General features: G+C 56.4%; 17 protein-coding genes. 4 read left to right on the top strand and 13 right to left on the bottom strand.

What is annotated here, in order from left to right:
• Window positions 1-3 precede the first annotated feature (3 nt).
• From GT756_RS10900 to GT756_RS10880, 5 genes are all read right to left on the bottom strand, one after another.
• Window positions 4-348 (bottom strand): hypothetical protein, encoded by a 345-nt coding sequence (locus GT756_RS10900; RefSeq protein WP_004205915.1) that lies wholly within the window; start codon window positions 346-348, stop codon window positions 4-6.
• Window positions 335-1,450, bottom strand: coding sequence for a serine hydrolase (locus GT756_RS10895; protein ID WP_109882623.1), 1,116 nt, complete (start codon window positions 1,448-1,450; stop codon window positions 335-337). The genes GT756_RS10900 and GT756_RS10895 overlap by 14 nt, the downstream gene beginning before the upstream one ends.
• 268 nt (window positions 1,451-1,718) lie before the next feature.
• On the bottom strand, window positions 1,719-2,501 hold the full coding sequence (gene map, locus GT756_RS10890; RefSeq protein WP_049003659.1) for a type I methionyl aminopeptidase: 783 nt from the start codon (window positions 2,499-2,501) through the stop codon (window positions 1,719-1,721).
• Window positions 2,482-2,700 (bottom strand): ParD-like family protein, encoded by a 219-nt coding sequence (locus GT756_RS10885; protein ID WP_002904808.1) that lies wholly within the window; start codon window positions 2,698-2,700, stop codon window positions 2,482-2,484. The genes map and GT756_RS10885 overlap by 20 nt, the downstream gene beginning before the upstream one ends.
• Window positions 2,701-2,990: 290 nt before the next feature.
• Complete coding sequence (locus GT756_RS10880; protein ID WP_004205912.1) at window positions 2,991-3,239, bottom strand: hypothetical protein; 249 nt, start codon at window positions 3,237-3,239, stop codon at window positions 2,991-2,993.
• 296 nt (window positions 3,240-3,535) lie between these two features.
• Between GT756_RS10880 and GT756_RS10875 the strand changes: the two genes are divergently transcribed.
• Window positions 3,536-5,191 carry a bifunctional diguanylate cyclase/phosphodiesterase gene (locus tag GT756_RS10875; protein ID WP_004205911.1) on the top strand — a complete coding sequence of 552 codons (1,656 nt, stop codon included), beginning with the start codon at window positions 3,536-3,538 and terminating at the stop codon, window positions 5,189-5,191.
• A gap of 33 nt (window positions 5,192-5,224) precedes the next feature.
• Here the strand turns inward: GT756_RS10875 and GT756_RS10870 are convergent, their stop codons facing one another.
• From GT756_RS10870 to GT756_RS10845, 7 genes are all read right to left on the bottom strand, one after another.
• The gene (locus GT756_RS10870) at window positions 5,225-6,163 is read right to left on the bottom strand and encodes an alpha/beta hydrolase (protein ID WP_064183716.1); all 939 of its coding nucleotides are present in this window, start codon (window positions 6,161-6,163) and stop codon (window positions 5,225-5,227) included.
• A 187-nt stretch (window positions 6,164-6,350) separates the two neighbouring features.
• Entirely contained in the window at window positions 6,351-6,491 is a 141-nt protein-coding gene (locus GT756_RS25865) for a hypothetical protein (RefSeq protein WP_004205909.1), read from the bottom strand.
• 12 nt (window positions 6,492-6,503) lie between these two features.
• Window positions 6,504-6,755, bottom strand: a complete 252-nt coding sequence (locus GT756_RS10865; RefSeq protein ID WP_004205908.1) for a hypothetical protein — start codon at window positions 6,753-6,755, stop codon at window positions 6,504-6,506.
• A gap of 432 nt (window positions 6,756-7,187) precedes the next feature.
• A complete protein-coding gene (locus GT756_RS10860) occupies window positions 7,188-7,631 on the bottom strand; it encodes a PTS sugar transporter subunit IIA (RefSeq protein WP_004205906.1) in 444 nt (147 codons plus the stop codon).
• Window positions 7,621-9,066: a sugar porter family MFS transporter gene (locus GT756_RS10855; RefSeq protein ID WP_017900389.1), complete on the bottom strand. Its 1,446-nt coding sequence runs from the start codon at window positions 9,064-9,066 to the stop codon at window positions 7,621-7,623. The genes GT756_RS10860 and GT756_RS10855 overlap by 11 nt, the downstream gene beginning before the upstream one ends.
• A 741-nt stretch (window positions 9,067-9,807) precedes the next feature.
• Window positions 9,808-11,136 (bottom strand): 6-phospho-alpha-glucosidase, encoded by a 1,329-nt coding sequence (locus GT756_RS10850; RefSeq protein ID WP_160124774.1) that lies wholly within the window; start codon window positions 11,134-11,136, stop codon window positions 9,808-9,810.
• A gap of 11 nt (window positions 11,137-11,147) precedes the next feature.
• Window positions 11,148-12,686 carry a PTS transporter subunit EIIC gene (locus GT756_RS10845; RefSeq protein WP_128316098.1) on the bottom strand — a complete coding sequence of 513 codons (1,539 nt, stop codon included), beginning with the start codon at window positions 12,684-12,686 and terminating at the stop codon, window positions 11,148-11,150.
• 267 nt (window positions 12,687-12,953) lie between these two features.
• Here GT756_RS10845 and GT756_RS10840 point away from each other — a divergent pair, with 267 nt between their 5' ends.
• A complete protein-coding gene (locus GT756_RS10840) occupies window positions 12,954-13,652 on the top strand; it encodes a GntR family transcriptional regulator (protein WP_160124773.1) in 699 nt (232 codons plus the stop codon).
• Here GT756_RS10840 and GT756_RS10835 read toward each other — a convergent pair.
• The gene (locus GT756_RS10835) at window positions 13,649-14,401 is read right to left on the bottom strand and encodes a sulfite exporter TauE/SafE family protein (protein WP_025999256.1); all 753 of its coding nucleotides are present in this window, start codon (window positions 14,399-14,401) and stop codon (window positions 13,649-13,651) included. The genes GT756_RS10840 and GT756_RS10835 overlap by 4 nt on opposite strands.
• A 110-nt stretch (window positions 14,402-14,511) precedes the next feature.
• Here GT756_RS10835 and GT756_RS10830 point away from each other — a divergent pair, with 110 nt between their 5' ends.
• Together GT756_RS10830 and GT756_RS10825 are read left to right on the top strand one after the other, a co-directional pair.
• Entirely contained in the window at window positions 14,512-15,396 is an 885-nt protein-coding gene (locus GT756_RS10830; RefSeq protein ID WP_160124772.1) for a LysR family transcriptional regulator, read from the top strand.
• Window positions 15,397-15,526: 130 nt separating this feature from the next.
• Window positions 15,527-16,402, top strand: a complete 876-nt coding sequence (locus GT756_RS10825) for an NAD(P)-dependent oxidoreductase (protein WP_017900395.1) — start codon at window positions 15,527-15,529, stop codon at window positions 16,400-16,402.
• The last annotated feature ends 46 nt before the right edge of the window (window positions 16,403-16,448 follow it).

Raw genomic sequence — 16,448 nt, 5'->3', positions numbered from 1 at the left:
TAATTAAAGCACCAGCCGCGTCAAGCATGACATAAGGGCCACGGCGAAGACAACGCTCATCGCCCGGACGCCGCGTCGACGGCTGGCAAACCACGGACGGGTCCAGACGCGGTACAGGCTGAGGGTGATGAACGATGCCTGGATGGTCCAGGTCAGCATCCGAAACAGGTAGCCCATTTTGCCGAGATTCTGCAGAGTCTGGAAAACCTCGGCGAGATAAATAACCCCGGTCACCAGCAAAACATAATTGAGCAGGCGTATTTTTCGCTGCGCCAGCCAGTCGCCGGAAATGAACAGGATCACCGACAACAGCGTTAAAAGCGCCCAGAGGATGTCAATTCCGTTCATTACGCGCCTCCTGTTCATCAGGGGTGGCAGCCAGTAAGAGCTTGATGGCAGGCCCGATCACCGGCCAGGCGGTATCGGAGAGGATCACTACCGCGGTCTGTCGCTGTCGGTCGAAGGCCATCATTGCCGCAAAGCCGCCACTCTGCCCGTCATGCCAGACGATCTCCCGTCCGCGGACGCGGGTAGTGAACCAGGCATAACCCACCCGGGAATCGGGATCATCGGTGGCGAACAGGGGGGGCATGCCTTCACTGCCCGCCAGGTTTCCTGCCAGCAGCGCCTGGGCATATTTCGCCATATCGACAATCGTGGCGCGTACGCCGCCGGCGGGGGCGAAGGCGTCCATCACCCATGGCTGCTGAGGGAAACCAGAGGCTGACCAGCCCACGGTAAACGTCGGCGAGGCTGGAGTATTGTGCCGGGCCACTTCCGCGTCCTGCATTCCGGCGGGGGCAAAGACCCGTTGCGCCATCAGTGTGGCAAAATCGCGATGAGACGCCCGCTCCAGCGCCAGTCCGAGCAGGGCAAACCCGGCGTTGGAATAATCAAACCATTTCGTCGGCTGCAGAGTGGCCTGGTTCATCATCGCGATCAGCGCGGGTCGATCGTAGCGCCAGGGATTCTGCCGCCGGGCAATGTCGCTCAGAATAGCCAGCCGCTGCCCAACCGACGCGGTGAGCGGTGGCAGTCCTGAACGGTGAGAAACCAGTTGCTCCAGGGTAACGTCCCGCACCGGGCTGACAATCTCCGGGACCAGCGCCGACACCGGCGTCTGCGCGGTGACTTCGCCGCGGCGAATAGCCTCCAGCAGCAGGCTGGCGGTCATGGTTTTGCTCAGGCTGGCGATCTCATACTGCGTCGTATACTCGCTCCCCCACAGGCCGTAGCGCACCCCCTGAGGGGTAATCAGCGCTGCGGCGACCTGTCCGCGGGCGCCATTGAGCAAGGGCGTTAATATCGAGACCAGCTGTTTATCCCCCGTCGTCCGGGAGCTGGGGGGATGAAAGCCGGGCTGCAGGGCGATCCCCGCCGCCACGATGACGGTAAAAACCAGCACGGCGGCAATGATCTGTCTGTCCCGGCGATAGCTGTTCCAGCGCATGTTTTCTCCTTAACGCGGTACGACATCCAGGTGAGGGAATACCGTTTCTCCCTGGTGTTAAAGTGAGCGCAGGTTAGCCTGGTGTTTATCGTTTTACAATAAATTTTTATCGTTTTATGATTAACTTTATAAGGAGTAAAGCAGACACACCCGGCGCGGTGTGGAGAACGCGGGGGGCAATAGAGGCCAGGGGATAAAGTGCGCTGACGAAGGGCGGTACTCGCCAGCGAGAAATGTCGGCTATGCCGATATACCGGGAGAAGAAAACTTAGCGGATCCGCGACTGCTCGTCGTCGCGTAGCGTCAGCACCTCAAATCCGTTGGCGGTGACGGCCACTGTGTGTTCCCACTGCGCGGAGAGTTTTTTATCGCGGGTGACCACCGTCCAGCCATCCTTTTTGGTCTTGATACGACTGTCGCCCTGGTTCACCATCGGTTCAATAGTGAATACCATGCCTTCCCGCAGCACCGCGCCTTCACCGGGCCTGCCGTAGTGCAGCACCTGCGGCTCTTCATGCATTTCCTGACCGACGCCGTGACCGCAGTATTCTCTGACCACGCTGTAGCCATGGTCCTCGACCCAGCGCTGAATGGCATGGCCGATGTCGCCCAGCGTCGCGCCGGGTTTCACCACCTCAATGCCTTTCCACATCGCTTCATAGGTGGTCTTTACCAGCCGGCGAGCCAGAGGGGAAACGTCGCCTATCAGGTACATCTTACTGGAGTCAGCGATCATGCCCGCTTTCTCGAGGGTGATATCGACGTTAACGATCATCCCGGAGCGCAGATGCTCGGTCGCCTTCGGGATCCCATGGCAGACCACATCGTTAATTGAGGTGTTCAACACATAGGGAAAGTCGTATTGCCCCTTGCTGGCCGGGCGGGCGTGCAGCTGGTTGACGATAAAATCTTCCACTCGATCGTTGATTTCCATCGTCGTCACGCCGGGGACGATAAAGGTATCCAGCATGTCAAACACCGATGCCAGCAGCTGGCCGGCATGGCGCTGGCGCGCGAGCTCATCGGCGGTTTTAATGATTATTGATGGCATTGATCACCTCCAGCAGACGGTCAGAGCCGGATTTCAGCATCAGCAGTTTGATCTGCTGGTGGTTAAGCTCGGGGTAGAGTTCGCTCATCATGCCCAGGCGGATCCAGTATTCCGCCTGGGCATTAACGGAGCGGGACATGGCTTTGCTGGCATCACGAATGTCATCGTGCAGCAGATCGGAGATTTTGACGATTCCCATAGAAACAGACCATATATGATTCGTAGATGTATCGTATACAAACCAGCGCGGGATATCCTTGGCATTTTGTGGCGTGGGTGACGAGCGTCATGCAAAAAAGCCCGACCAGCGGGCTTATTTACCGTATTTTTTCAGGTTAAAAATTCGCGCGGCTCACCATGGCGAAAATTACCCATTAGGTTATCGGTATGCGGAATGAAAATAACATGATGACGACGCATCAATATATTTTATGCAGGTGTTAATTTTGCGTATGAATATTCTCCCGTCAGGCCGGGAATCCGGGGAATTTACAGCGCGTCAGTGAGTTTATCCACCACCACTTTACCCGCATTATCGAACTGCGTAATGCGGAAGCTGTCGCTCCAGGAGCGGCGGGTGGTGAAGCGGTCAAACAGGGATACCCGGCCTTTACGCTGGCCATCTTTACTTAAAATAACCCATTCAGTTACCGAAGAATAATGCTGACTATTGTCATGACGACTCTGTTGTTCAACCAGCCGATCTTCTTTTTCCACTTTTAAATAATCACGCAACATATTTAACCTCCATAGAAAGTATTATTAACATTACTCTTTTTATTTATTCTTTCAATCAAACTTTTTAATCAATAAAAGTAACTATTAGTGGGCGACCTAAGTGCGAAAATCGCCGAGGTTATCCCCCCGAAGATGGCCTGGTCCACTACGCTTAACAGGAGTGTCCGCCGCGCGATCGGCGGTTGTCCGGGCCGGAAAGGCGACCATAAAACACCTTAACCTTGTATTCATTATGGGCGTGATTCTGTTATATCTAATGCGTTTTGCCACGACCGAGCCACAGAGAGCGCTGTACCATGAGTAACGATCACCTGACGGACATTGCCTATCGCCACTTTATTGAAAGTGTTAAAGATTATGCCATCTATATGCTGAGCGCCGACGGGACGGTCATTAGCTGGAATGAGGGCGCCCGCCGGGCAAAAGGGTACCTGAGCGATGAGATCATCGGTCGCTACTTCGGTCTCTTCTATAGCGAAGCCGAACAACTCTCCAGGGTGCCGGCGAATAATCTGCAAATTGCCCTGCGTAGCGGGCAGTTCGAAGGCGAAGGCTGGCGGTATCGTAAAGATGGCTCCCGGTTCTGGGCGCATGTCATGATCAATGCCATCCGCGATGAGCAAAATAACCTGCTGGGCTTTGCCAAAATTACCCGCGACATCAGCGAACAGAAGGCGATCAATGACCGCATCGCGTGGATGGCGCGTTACGATGCGCTGACCGGTTTACCCAATCGGGTGGAGTTCTTTGAGCGGGTGGAAAAGCTAATCACCGGGAATGACGCCCGCCGCTTTGCCGTTTTCACCATCGATTTAGATAAGTTTAAAGAGATTAACGATCTGCAGGGCCATCTTATTGGCGATCAACTGCTGCAGCGCGTGGCAGGCGCCGTACTCAAAACGCTGCAGAAGGAGGAGATGGTCGCCCGCTTCGGTGGCGATGAGTTTGTGGCCGTCAAACCTTTTGCCGATGAAAGCGAGGTGGACGCCTTTGCCGCCCGTCTCTGGCACTGCTTCAGCGGTAAGCAGACGTTTGCCGCGACGGAAGTGATCCTTTCCGCCAGCATGGGTATCTCCGTCTACCCGGAGGACGGGACGGATATTAATACGGTTCTGAGCAATTCCGATCTGGCCATGTATCGGGCAAAGAGCAGTCTCGACCACAAAATTTGCTGGTACGAACGCGAGATGGACGACAAGACGCGGCAGCGGAATATGATGGCCGCCGACATCCGCCGCGGTATTCAGGCGGGGGAGTTTTCGCTTCACTATCAGGCGATCCGCAATATTAAAGATCGTCGCATCACCGGTTATGAAGCGCTGTTGCGCTGGCAGCATCCTCAGCTGGGCGCTATTCCGCCGGACGTGTTTATTCCCATTGCCGAAGAGAGCGGCGCCATCGTGCCGTTAGGCTACTGGGTGCTGGAGCAGGTGTGTAACGAAGCGCTGGAAAAGGGTCTCAACAGAAAAATTTCGGTCAATATCTCGCCGGTGCAGCTGCGTCATCGTAGCTTTATCGAAAAAGTCCGCGAGATCCTGATGCGTACCGCCTATCCGGTCAGCCTGCTGGAGTTTGAGGTCACCGAGACGGCGTTTATCGTGAACAAGCAGCTGGCATTCAGCGTCCTGCATCATCTGCAAAAGATGGGGATCAGTATCGCACTGGATGATTTCGGCACCGGCTACTCCTCCCTGAGCATGCTGCGCGATTTTCATTTCGACGTCATCAAGCTCGACCGCAGCTTTATGCTGGATGTGGAGAGCAATCCCCAGGTCCGCTCATTCGTGCGGGCCATTATTTCGCTGGGCAACTCGATCAATACGCCGCTTATCGCCGAGGGCGTGGAAACCGCAGGACAACTGCAGATCCTCGAAGAGGAGGGATGTGACGAAATGCAGGGGTTCCTGTTCGGCGAGCCGGTCGATATTAAACACCTGCCCGATCAGCGCTGAATCGCCCGCCGTCCGCTGGTGGGCGCAAGGTCATCACTGATGCGCAAGCGCTGCCTGCCCGGAAAGGTGCAGCAGCGCGGAGCGCAGGGAGACCTCGAACATCTGACCATGGGTCAGCCCAGGGTAGCGCCAGAAGGCCACCCGCAAGCCGTTGTCCGCCAGTTGCTGTTGGGTCTGACGCAAAACCGCCAGGGAAGCCACGTGCCCGGACGGCTCTCCAGGGGCTTTGCCATCCCCCTCCAGCAGATACAGCGATTTCCCGACGAAAGCCGCGGCATCGATGTTTTTGCTGTCTTTAAGCGGAGACTCGAGTGCCTGGCCGAGCGACGGGCTGGTGGAATAAAAGATATGGAACAGGTCGCTCTTACGCCACGCGTCGAGTACAAACAGTCCGCCATAGGAGTGACCCCAAATAGCGCGCTGGCGGGGATCGATTTTCAGCTTAGCTTCTGCTTGCGGAACCATCGTTTCGCTCAGCAGCTGGCGAAACAGGTCATTACCCCCGGTTTTTCGCGGCGGCAGCGCGGATTTTCCGGCGCGAGGTTGATGCGTCTTAAGCGGCGGAGTGTAATCCCAGGCCCGGGCTGCGGTATCGAAGGGCAGCGCCGTCTGGTAACCAATAGCGACGATGACCGGCGGGGAACCAGCGGAGAGCTGTTGCAGAAACGCGTCGTTGAGTTTATCCATCACCGCGTTGCCGTCCAGCATATACAGCACCGGATAACCGGCGGCCGGCGGCGCTTTATCCGGCACCGCGGTCCACACCCGGTAATGGCGTTCGCCATCGGCAGAGTCGTACTGGCGCTGGGTAAAATGGTAGAAAGCTGACCCTTTGTCCGCAATATTCGGCCCCAGCGGCTGCAGATCCGGCCGGGCGAAACTGCCGCTGCTGTAGAAGAGCGCGGCGCCTATCGCCAGCGTCAGCAATCCGTGCGCCTGCCGCGCTGTAATGATCCCTGAATCCTGCTTCACCTCGTCTGTCCCCCATTTTCTGTCATCTGGCGTTTTGCCTGGGCTGACACGTTAGCATAGCTTCATTGATAATGGTTCTCATTTCTTTTCATGCGCGCTGTAGCAGGCTGCATGCCGCTAAGGCTGGTGGCGGAATCAGTCTAACAGGAGGAGAGATGGCCGCCTGTCGGCGGCCGTGAGAGAAAAGTCAGGACCGATCGTGAAGGGTGCTAAGCAGTTTTTTGACCAGCGGGGTAAGCGCCATAAACAGCAGCGCAATAATGACAATCAATAAGATAGTCAGACCTTTATGGTGATTGATAAGCACCAACAGCATTGCCAGCGTCATGGGCATGCTCCTTTAATAACGGTATTCAGCGCCGCTGAGGTGAATGAAATTCAGCAGAATGGTCATCACCACCCAGGCCAGCAGCAAAAAGCGTCGTCTGTCGCGTCGCGCTTCCAGGGCGGCGAAATAATTAGCGCTATACCAGGTCGATATAATAATAGCCAGCGTGATGATGACCTGCCAGACCGCCTGACGATAGCCTGTCACGATGCTTATCCCGCGAAAGCAGAGGACGATCGCGATACCATTAAGCGCGTTACACATCAGCCATCCCCACAGGCTTGCGGGCCGGCTAAATAAATATCCAAATCGTAAAACCAATGTCGTATACACCTTTACAAAATAATCGCGCTGTAAAATGCATTTTAACGCTGGAAGCGGTATTGATATAAATCAAAACTAATGGGATAGCGCAGGAATCACTGGCGCACGGCACTCACGGCCTGAACAGCAAAGCAAAGGATGCAAAGCCTTTTAATGGTTAAAATGCTGTTTTTATTGGTCATTTTTCCATATTGAATAAGAGCTGTCGCATAATAAATAGAGTTGATAGCCATTCGATATGCGTTAATTTCCCCGGTTATTATTGTGAGTGACGTGATAACGGAGAAAATTAGATTTTTCGTAATGCTTGATTTCTGCGAGACCAATACAATAAGGTAATGGCCGGGGGCAGAGCCCCGGCCGGTGGCGCACTTAACGCGGTAGCGCGTTATGCTGGAGGATCTTCAGGAAGTCATTTTTGTCGGAGATTAATGACAACGCATTCGCGATCAGCTCATCGCTGAATATCGAGGCTATTTCTTTGAGCACGTCAATATGCTCTTTCTCTTTCGCAATCACGCCAATGGCTATAAACATCACGTTGCCGCGATCCCAGATAACGCCATCAGGAAACTGATAGATCTCAATCCCGGTTTTAAGAATGATATCCGTCGCTGATTTCGGCAGATGCGGCAGGGTGATGCCATTGCCCAAAAAAGTGGAAACCTGATGTTCACGCTCCAGCAGAAAGTGAACGCACTCCTGATTGACATAGCCTTTGGCTTTACACTCTGCGCCAATCATGGCGATGACTTCCGCTTTATTACTGGCCTTGCAGCCGATGTGCAGATTATCCAGCGTGATGTTATCGATCATAGCCAACCTCCCTGGTGAGACGAGTAGATTTTTTATCCTCATGATTCGCTGACAGCTCCGCTTCTAACTGCTCCAGCGATTTATTGGAGGTCTCCGGCAGGGCGAACACCACGAACAGAATCGCCAAATAGTTGATGGCCGCGAAGATAAAGAAGACCGGCCCAAGGCCCAGTTTCGCCTGCAGCAGCGGGAACAGGTAGCTGACCACCGCGTTCATGATCCACATGAAAAATACCGAGATCCCCATCGACAATCCGCGGAATTTCAGCGGGAACAGCTCGGCTAATACCACCCAGGTGATAAAGCCCATCGAACCCTGCATCACGCCGACGAACAGCGCGCCCAGCAGCCAGATAGCGGTGGCTTTGAGGTCGCCCACCAGGGTGTAGTCGACCGCGGCGATAATCAGGTGCAGCGTGGCCATAATGGCGAAGCCGTAGATAATGATCGTCTTACGCTTAAAACGATCGACGAGAAACAGCACGCCAATCAGCATACCGCCGACGGAGAAGACGCCGTTCAGCACGTTACAGATCAGCGAGGTACGCTCTGAGAAGCCGGCGGCACTCAGGATTTCCGTGCCGTAATACATAATCACGTTCACCCCGGTGGTTTGCTGCAGCGCGGCCCAGGTAATGCCCACCAGCAAAATTTTGAGGATCCATGGCGTTTTGAGGATAGTGGTGAAGGTGTTCTGGGTGCTGTACTTATTGCCGGCTTCAATTTTGATCAGGGTGGAGATGTCGTCGAATTCTTTCTGCGCGCGTTCCGCCGGGCGGATCTGTTTGAGAATATGCAGCGCTTCCTCGTGGCGGTTTTTGCTAATCAGCCAGCGCGGACTTTCCGGCGCGCGCCACATGCCAACAAACAGGCAGATAGCGGGGATCGCCTGCACCAGCAGCATATAGCGCCAGACGTCCGGCAGATGGCCCCAGATGATGCCAATGATCGCGTTAATGGCAAACGCCGCCAGCTGGCCGATAACGATGGCGACTTCATTCAGGCCGGTCAGCTTACCGCGCATCTCGGTGGGCGCCACTTCAGAAATAAAGGTGGGGGCGGTGACCGAGGCGCCGCCGACGGCGTAGCCCAGCAGGGCGCGGGCAATCAGCAGGGTAGTGATATCGGGAGCCGCGGCGGAAAGCAGGGCGCCGATAAGAAAAACAAAGGAGAGGAAGAGCAAGTATTTGCGCCGGCCGAAGTAGTCGGCGAACTTACCGCCAAACACGCTGCCCAGCGCGGCGCCGATCAGCAGGACACTCATTACCAGCCCTTCGGTGGTCGGGGTCAGCGCCATGTACTGCTTCAGTGAGGAAAAGGCGCCGTTGATAACGCCGGTGTCGTAACCGAAAAGCAGGCCGCCGAAGGTGGCCACTAAGGTGATCTGATGAAGTCGTTTTCTCTGTTGCTGGTTCAGGTTTGTTATAAATGACATGGTAGTCCCTTTATTTTGTTGAACGACACAAGATTAAAATACATCTCCCCAGTCAGGATTTATCACGCCTGTGTTGTCGTATCTAACTGAATTAAATGATTTTCTTCTTTGTGTAATTGCTCAGCACAAGGCAGGGTACGCTAAGCAATGGCGGTCAAAGAGGTTTACGGCTTGGTGTTGGCATGGATGTCGTCGATATCCGTTCTCCTTTTCGGGTTAGCGGTCTTCAGTGCGTCGGCAGCGTCGACGTTGGACGCAGGACAGCGCCCTGGTGTGGCACGTTGCTGTCGTTCCGGCGATTTACCGTGCTAAGAATATGGCACAAAGAAATGGAATGAGCATGCTACAAGATCACATTATGAAAATTTAATTTCAAACTGGTGTTGCAGGAAGGTAAATGCATGAAGCGAATCACAATGGCATGCGGCGCTATATCCCTATGAAATCCGGGTTAAATTTGCGAGTTAGTAATAATGATGTTGTTTTCAGTGGGTTAATGTAACTCAAAGAATACAACGCAGATCACATTTTTACGCCATAATATCGAAGAATAGAATTTATATTTCATTACTCTGTTCAGGGAAAATAGTGGCTGGCGATGCTGTGATGTCAGTCTGGCTGGCGTCGCGCAGGCCATTGACGCGTTGGCGCTGAGGGAGGCTATGGAAGGAGGTATCGCGGGATGGATGCCGGCGATAACCCTGCCGAGAGGGGCACTCACGGCAGGGTTGTGGCAAAAAATCAGTGCAGCGCGGGCCAGTAACCTTCGTTGGCGACGATCAGCTCATCGAGAATCGCTTTCGCCACCGCGGCGCTGGGCACCGTTTTTGACAGGGTGATGGCCTGCCACAGTTTCTGGTAGCTTTTCTCAATCCAGGCGTCAACGACCAGCTTCTCCACCGCCACCTGCTGCTCCATCAGCCCTTTCTGGAACGAAGGGATTTTTCCCATCGACAGCGGTTCCGGGCCGTTGACGCCCACCAGGCAGGGGACTTCCACCATCGCCGTCTCGTCAAAGTTGGCGATCGCCCCGTTGTTTTCCACGATCAACAGCATCCGCTCCTGGGTGTTAAAGGCGATGGCGCAGGCGAGGTCGACGATGAAAGTGGCATGGGCCCCGGCATGGAAATGCGCGCCTTCCGCGGTGCCGCGACGAGTGATCTCCCGGGCCATATCGAAGACCTCTTTTTCACGTCCGGCCATCACTTCGTTGGCCCGCGTAAAGTCCGGGTCAGAGTGGGCTACCTCGTAGTCAGGATAGAGGTAGTATTTCAGATAAGTGTTAGGCAACGTCAGGGGATCGAGGGCAAACACATCCTTCACTTTTTTAAAGGTTTCGATCCAGCTCGGCGCTTTATGCTGAAAATCTTCTTTTGGGCTACTGTAACCCTGCTCCGCCACGTGACGCTTGAGCGCAGGCATCAGATCGTTACCGGCTTTATCGGTGATGCTGGTCCACCAGCCAAAATGATTGAGGCCATAGTAGCGGACGTTCAGCGCCTTACGCGACGGCAGACCGAGGATATCGGCAAACAGCCCCTCGATGGCCACCGGCATATCGCAGATGTTGATGATGCGCGCGTCGGGCCGCAGGCGACGGGTCGCTTCCGCGACGATGGCCGCCGGGTTGGAGTAGTTAAGCATCCACGCCCCCGGGGCGTACTGCTGCATATAATCGACCAGCTCCAGCACGCCGGCAATCGAGCGCATACCGTAGGCGATCCCTCCCGGCCCACAGGTTTCCTGACCCGGCACGCCATATTTCAGCGGGATTTTTTCATCCTTTTCCCGCATCTCATACAGGCCAACGCGAATATGCGCCATCACAAAATCCACGTCGGTGAAGGCCGCCTGCGGATCGGTGGTATAGCTGAATTTTACCTGCGGGAAGCGTTCCGCCACCAGAATGGCACAGGCGTCGCCGATGGTCTTCTGACGCTCGTGATGGTTATCGTACAGACGGATCTCCCGCAGGGGAAAGCGCGCCATATTTTCCAGCAGCATCATGACAATCCCCGGCGTATAGGTACTACCGCCGCCGGCAATCGTGACCACAAAATTATCTTTCATTTACCACCTCGTTATTCAGTTACACCCAGACTGGCGTTGACCGCCGTTCGAATTTTGTTAACCCCCAGGCCGTAGATCACCTGAACATGATTGCCTTTAATCAGCACGCTGCTCCCGCCGCTCTCTTTTAACAGCGTCTGCTGGATGAGTGCGGGGTCGCGCACATCGACCCGCAGGCGGGTAAAACAGTTTTCCACCGCGCAAACATTTTCTTTGCCGCCCAACCCCGCAATCACCATCGCGCCTTTGTCAGACTCGCCATTTGCCGGATCCGTCTGTGGGGGACGCACCGCATCGGCAGCGGCTTCGCGCCCCGGGGTAAGCATTCGCAGGCGGGTAATACAGAAGGTGCCGACCAGGTACATGGTGGCGGTCTCCAGCAGCCCGAGGGCGACAAACACCGGCCAGCGCGTCACGCTAGCGCCGGCGGGCAGGTTATAGACGACAAAATCGATAAGACCGTTGGTGGCGCAGACCCGCACGTGAAGCAGCCAGGCCAGCATCTGGAAAAAACCGTCCAGCAGGGAGTAGATAAGCCACAGCAGCGGGGCGGTGAAGATGAAGAGAAACTCAAAAGGTTCGGTGATCCCCACCAGCACGGAGGTGACAATTAAGGGGATCAGCGTGACTTTGAGCCGCTGTTTATTCTCCGGTTTCGCCGTGCGATAGAAAGCGAGCGCCATACCGGCGGTGCCGAAAATCTTCACCATCCCATAGGTCAAAAACCGGGCGGAATCACTGAGCGCGTCAACGGGATGACGGGCGATTTCGGCGAGAAAAATAGGCTTGGCGCCAATGACGGTCTGGCCATCAATCAGCAACTGACCGCCGATAGAGGTAAAGACGAACGGCGACCAGATCAAATGATGCAGCCCGGTGGGGATTAGGAACCGGTTGAGAAAGCCGTACAGGAAGACCCCGATGGCGCCAAAGGATTTCATAAAGCCGGTCAGCGCCGAGATACCCAGCTCCACCACCGGCCAGAGATAGACGGTGGCGATAGCAAACAGGCCCACCAGCGGCAGCATCACGATCAGCACCAGCTTGCTGTTGCCGTAGATCGACAGCGCGCCGCGAAACTCAATGCCAACCACGCGATTGTGAACAAAGGCGACGGCGCAGCCAAGGATAATACCGAGGAACACGCCCATATCGATGACCTGAAAACCGAAGATATAGGTTTGTCCGCTGCCATATAGTTGCGCGTTGGTGGCTCCGGTCGCCAGACGATGGGTCAGGGTCAGCCAGCTGTTGTTCGCCGCCAGATAGACCAGCCAGGTCATGGCCGCCACGAAAGCGGCTTCGGCTTTGCGGGTTTTCGCCAGACCGCTGGCCAGTCCGAGGCAGAACAGAAACCCGAGATTGTTCATCAGCGCCCAGAGCATGCTGGAGACGAATTTCCCCAACAGATAGATTCCGCTGCTTTCATCCACCCACAGCCGGTTGGTGGTCATGCTGAACAGGGCGATCAACAGGCCGATAGCCGGCAGATACAGCACCGGCCCGATCATCGCCTTGGAAAAGTCCTGAAGCTTTTTCACGCCAATCATGGTTGTCCTCTCGTCTTCATCGCCCGCTGTCATCACCTGATCAATAGGCTTATCAGACTAGGAGCAGACCACCGGGATCCCGAGCAGGAAAAAGGCCATCTGTGACGAAAGTCATATATATTGTTGCAGGAGAGATATATAAATATAGCCATTTTTATAGATGAGTTAACGCTGCTTATGGCGCGTGAAAATTAATTTTTATGAATAAATACAATGCATTAAATGCAGCTGCATTTGACGTCACTCCTCTCGGTGAGACATCTAAAAGTGATTTATAAAAAGATTGCCACAGAACTGAAGGCCCGCATCAACAGCGACGACTATGCCGTCGGCGATATGCTGCCCAGCGAAAAAGCGCTGGCTGCGGAGCTGCAGGTCTCGCTGATGACGCTGCGCAAAGCGCTGGCGCTACTCGAGGAGGAAAAGCTGATCGCCCGGCGGCACGGCAGCGGAACCTGCATTGTGCGTAAAAGTAACTATCATGGCGGAGAGCTGGAGGGGTTTAACTACCAGATGCAGGTGGTGGGGGTCACCAACTACCGCAATAAGGTTATTGAGTTCACCTTGCTTGACGCCCCGCCGGCCATTGCCCAGCAGTTAAAGATCCAGCCGGGAGAAAAAGTCTACTACGTCAGGCGGCTGCGGCTGATTGATGAGGTCCCGATCCTGGTGGAGAACAGCTACATTCCCTACGCCGCTTTTCCGTGGCTCAGCGTGGGTAACCTTGAGCAGTCTAAGTTCAACTATTTCAAAAAAGAGTGCCATATCACCATTATTGAGAGCCACCGCAGCTATACCCCGGTGCTGGCGACCCGCGAGCAGGCGGAGCTGCTGCAGGTGGCGCCTAACAGCCTCCTGCTACGGGTGCAGTCTGTCAGCTACGCCCAGAACCGGGCGATCGTTGATTTCTCAGAGATCTACCAGAACACCAGTAAATACAATGTGAAGCACATTACCCGCCGCTAGGATGATTCCGCCAGCAACCCCCGGAGGACAAGCTCCAGCCCCAGCGCCAGCAGGAACAACAGAAAGCCCTGACGAAAGCGCTGCGGGCTGAGACGCGAGCGGATCCGCTGTCCCAGCCACATGCCGAGCAGCGCGGGCGCCAGCGCCAGCGCCGACAGCAGCAGCGAATCTGCGCGCCAGCCAGCGTGCAGAGAGAGGCCGGCCGCCATCGCCAGAGTGGACAGGGTGAACGACAATCCCAGGGCCTGGACCAGCTCGTCGCGACGAAAGCCCAGCGCCTGCAGCCAGGGCACCGCCGGAATAACAAATACCCCGGTCGCCCCGGTGATCACTCCGGTCAGTCCGCCCATCAGCGGCGACAGGCGCTTTTCCATGCGTGCAGAAACCTGCACCGCCGGACCACGGAGCGCGTATCCGGCATAAGCTATCAGCACGGCGCCCAGCGCTAGCGCCGACCACCGCGGGTTAAGATGGATGAGCAGTGACGATCCCGCCAGCGTGCCGATAATCATCCCGGTCATCATTAACCAGAGGCGACGCGCAATCTGCGCCAGCGCGGGGCCGGCCAGCAGCTGCCAGAGATTGGTCAACAGCGAGGGGAGCACCAGCAAGGCCGCCGCGGCCGGTGGCGGCATCAGCAGGCCAAGCAGGCCCATCGCCACGGTGGGCAGCCCCATACCGGTCACCCCTTTGACCAGCCCGGCGGCGATAAAAATCAGCAGTAAACAGAGAGTGTGGAGATCAAACATCATGGCTCACCTATCGGCTCAGAGAAGGGCATTGAAACAGCTGGTCGCGGGGGGGACAATGCGGTATGTTGCCCAAAGGCTACGGTAAAACCGAAGGGAAGGAGGGCGTCATGCGACTGGATCTCGCCGATCTGCGGCTGTTTATCGCCATCGTGGATACCGGCAGCATTACCGGCGGAGCGGCGGCGGCCCATCTGGCACTGGCCTCCGCCAGCGAAAGGCTGCGCAAAATGGAGGCGGAGGTCGGTGTGCCGCTGCTGCACCGTCATGCCCGGGGAGTGACAACGACCGAGGCCGGGGAGGTGCTGGCGCGCCATGCTCGTCCGTTGTTAGAGCAGCAGCGGCGTCTGCGCCAGGCGATGCACGCCTTCGCCCGCGGTCAGCAGGGAACGCTGCGCCTGTTCGCTAATACCTCGGCGCTGTCGGCTTTTCTGCCGGGCAAACTCGCCGCGTGGATGGCTGCGCATCCTGGGATACAGATCGACACCGAAGAGCGCACCAGCGCGGATATTGTCAGCAGCATTCTGGCGGGCTTAGCGCAGGCCGGGGTGGTGTCCGATGCGGTCGATCCCGGGCCGTTACGTCTGGAGCCCGTCGCGGAGGATCCCCTGGTGCTGATCGTGCCGCCGGCCCATGCCTTGAGTGAAACAGCCGAAGTGGCTTTCGCGACGATTATCCATGAGCAGCTGGTCGCGCTCTATCAGACCAGCGCGCTGCAGCAGCATATCGAAGAGCAGGCCGCCGGGCTCGGCCAGGCGCTGAACGTCCGCATCAGGATGAGCCATTTTGAAGGGCTTTGCGAGATGGTGGCTCACGGTGCCGGCGGGGCGATCCTGCCGCGGGTTATTGCCGAACGCTACCAGCTGCGCTACCGGTTCACCGTTATCACATTGCAGGATCGCTGGGCGCTGCGTCGGCTGTGCCTGTGCTATCAGGATGACGACCGCCTGTCGCCAGCAATGCGCCGCTTGCTGGAGTGGCTCCGCCAGCCCTGAGCCGCTATAAACATGGCCATGACGTAGTGACAGTGTCACTTTTTATGGCGGTTATTGCTACTGACTTCCGTGCCAGAGATGCGATAGTAGACGTCCGCCATTTATTAATACGCGAATCAGGACAGACAAGATGAGTACATTACCAAAGGTCGCGGTGCTGGGACTCGGCGCCATGGGACACGCTTTTGCCAGCAATCTACTGAAGAAGGGCTTTACCGTCGCGGGCTGGAACCGTTCGCCAGCGCGCGGCGAGGATTTACAGGCGCAGGGATTATCTCTGCACGCCACGCCGCAGCAGGCGGTGGCCGATGCTGAGGTGATCATCAGTATGCTCGCCGACGGTCAGGCTACCCTGGAGGTACTGGCGCAAATTGCGCCTGCCTGTCAGCCGCAGGCGATCTATTGCCAGATGGGCACCATTGGCCTGCCGGAGACCCAGCAGGCTATCGCCTTGCTGCGGGAGCTTCAGCCGGCGATGACCTTCGTCGATGCTCCGGTTTCAGGGACCAAAGCCCCGGCGGAGAAGGCGCAGATCCTGGTGCTCGCCAGCGGGGAGCGTGAAAAATGTGGCGCGGCGGAGCAGATATTTGCCGCTATCTCACGTGGGACGCAGTGGTTTGGTGAGGCGGGCAACAGCCAGAAAATGAAGCTGGTCCTCAATGCCTGGCTGATTTCGATGATGCAGGGCATCGCGGAAAGCGCTCAGCTGGCGAAGACGCTGGGCTTTACTCCCGACCAGCTGTGGAGCGCCCTGGAAGGCGGCCCGCTGGCCGCACCGTATGTCAAAGTCAAACTGGACGCCATCGCCAATGAGCAATTCGTGCCGCAGATGCAGCTGGCGCATGCGCTGAAAGATGCCCGGCTGGCGCTTTCCCTGGCCGAGCCGCACACCATGCCGGGGCTGGATAACATCGCCGAACTGTGGCAGCAGGCGGCGGACGCAGGATATGCCGGGCAGGATTTGTCCTCGATATATCAGTGGCTGTCGACGTCGGCGAAAGCGTAGTACCGCATCCTCAGGAAAAAGTGGCCGTGGTGGCCACTTATCCAGA

The sequence above is a fragment of the Klebsiella sp. Q2 genome, from assembly GCF_009900705.1.
Lineage (GTDB): Bacteria > Pseudomonadota > Gammaproteobacteria > Enterobacterales > Enterobacteriaceae > Klebsiella > Klebsiella quasipneumoniae.
Note: the sequence above shows the minus strand (reverse complement) of the source record. Positions and strands in the feature narration are given on the sequence as shown.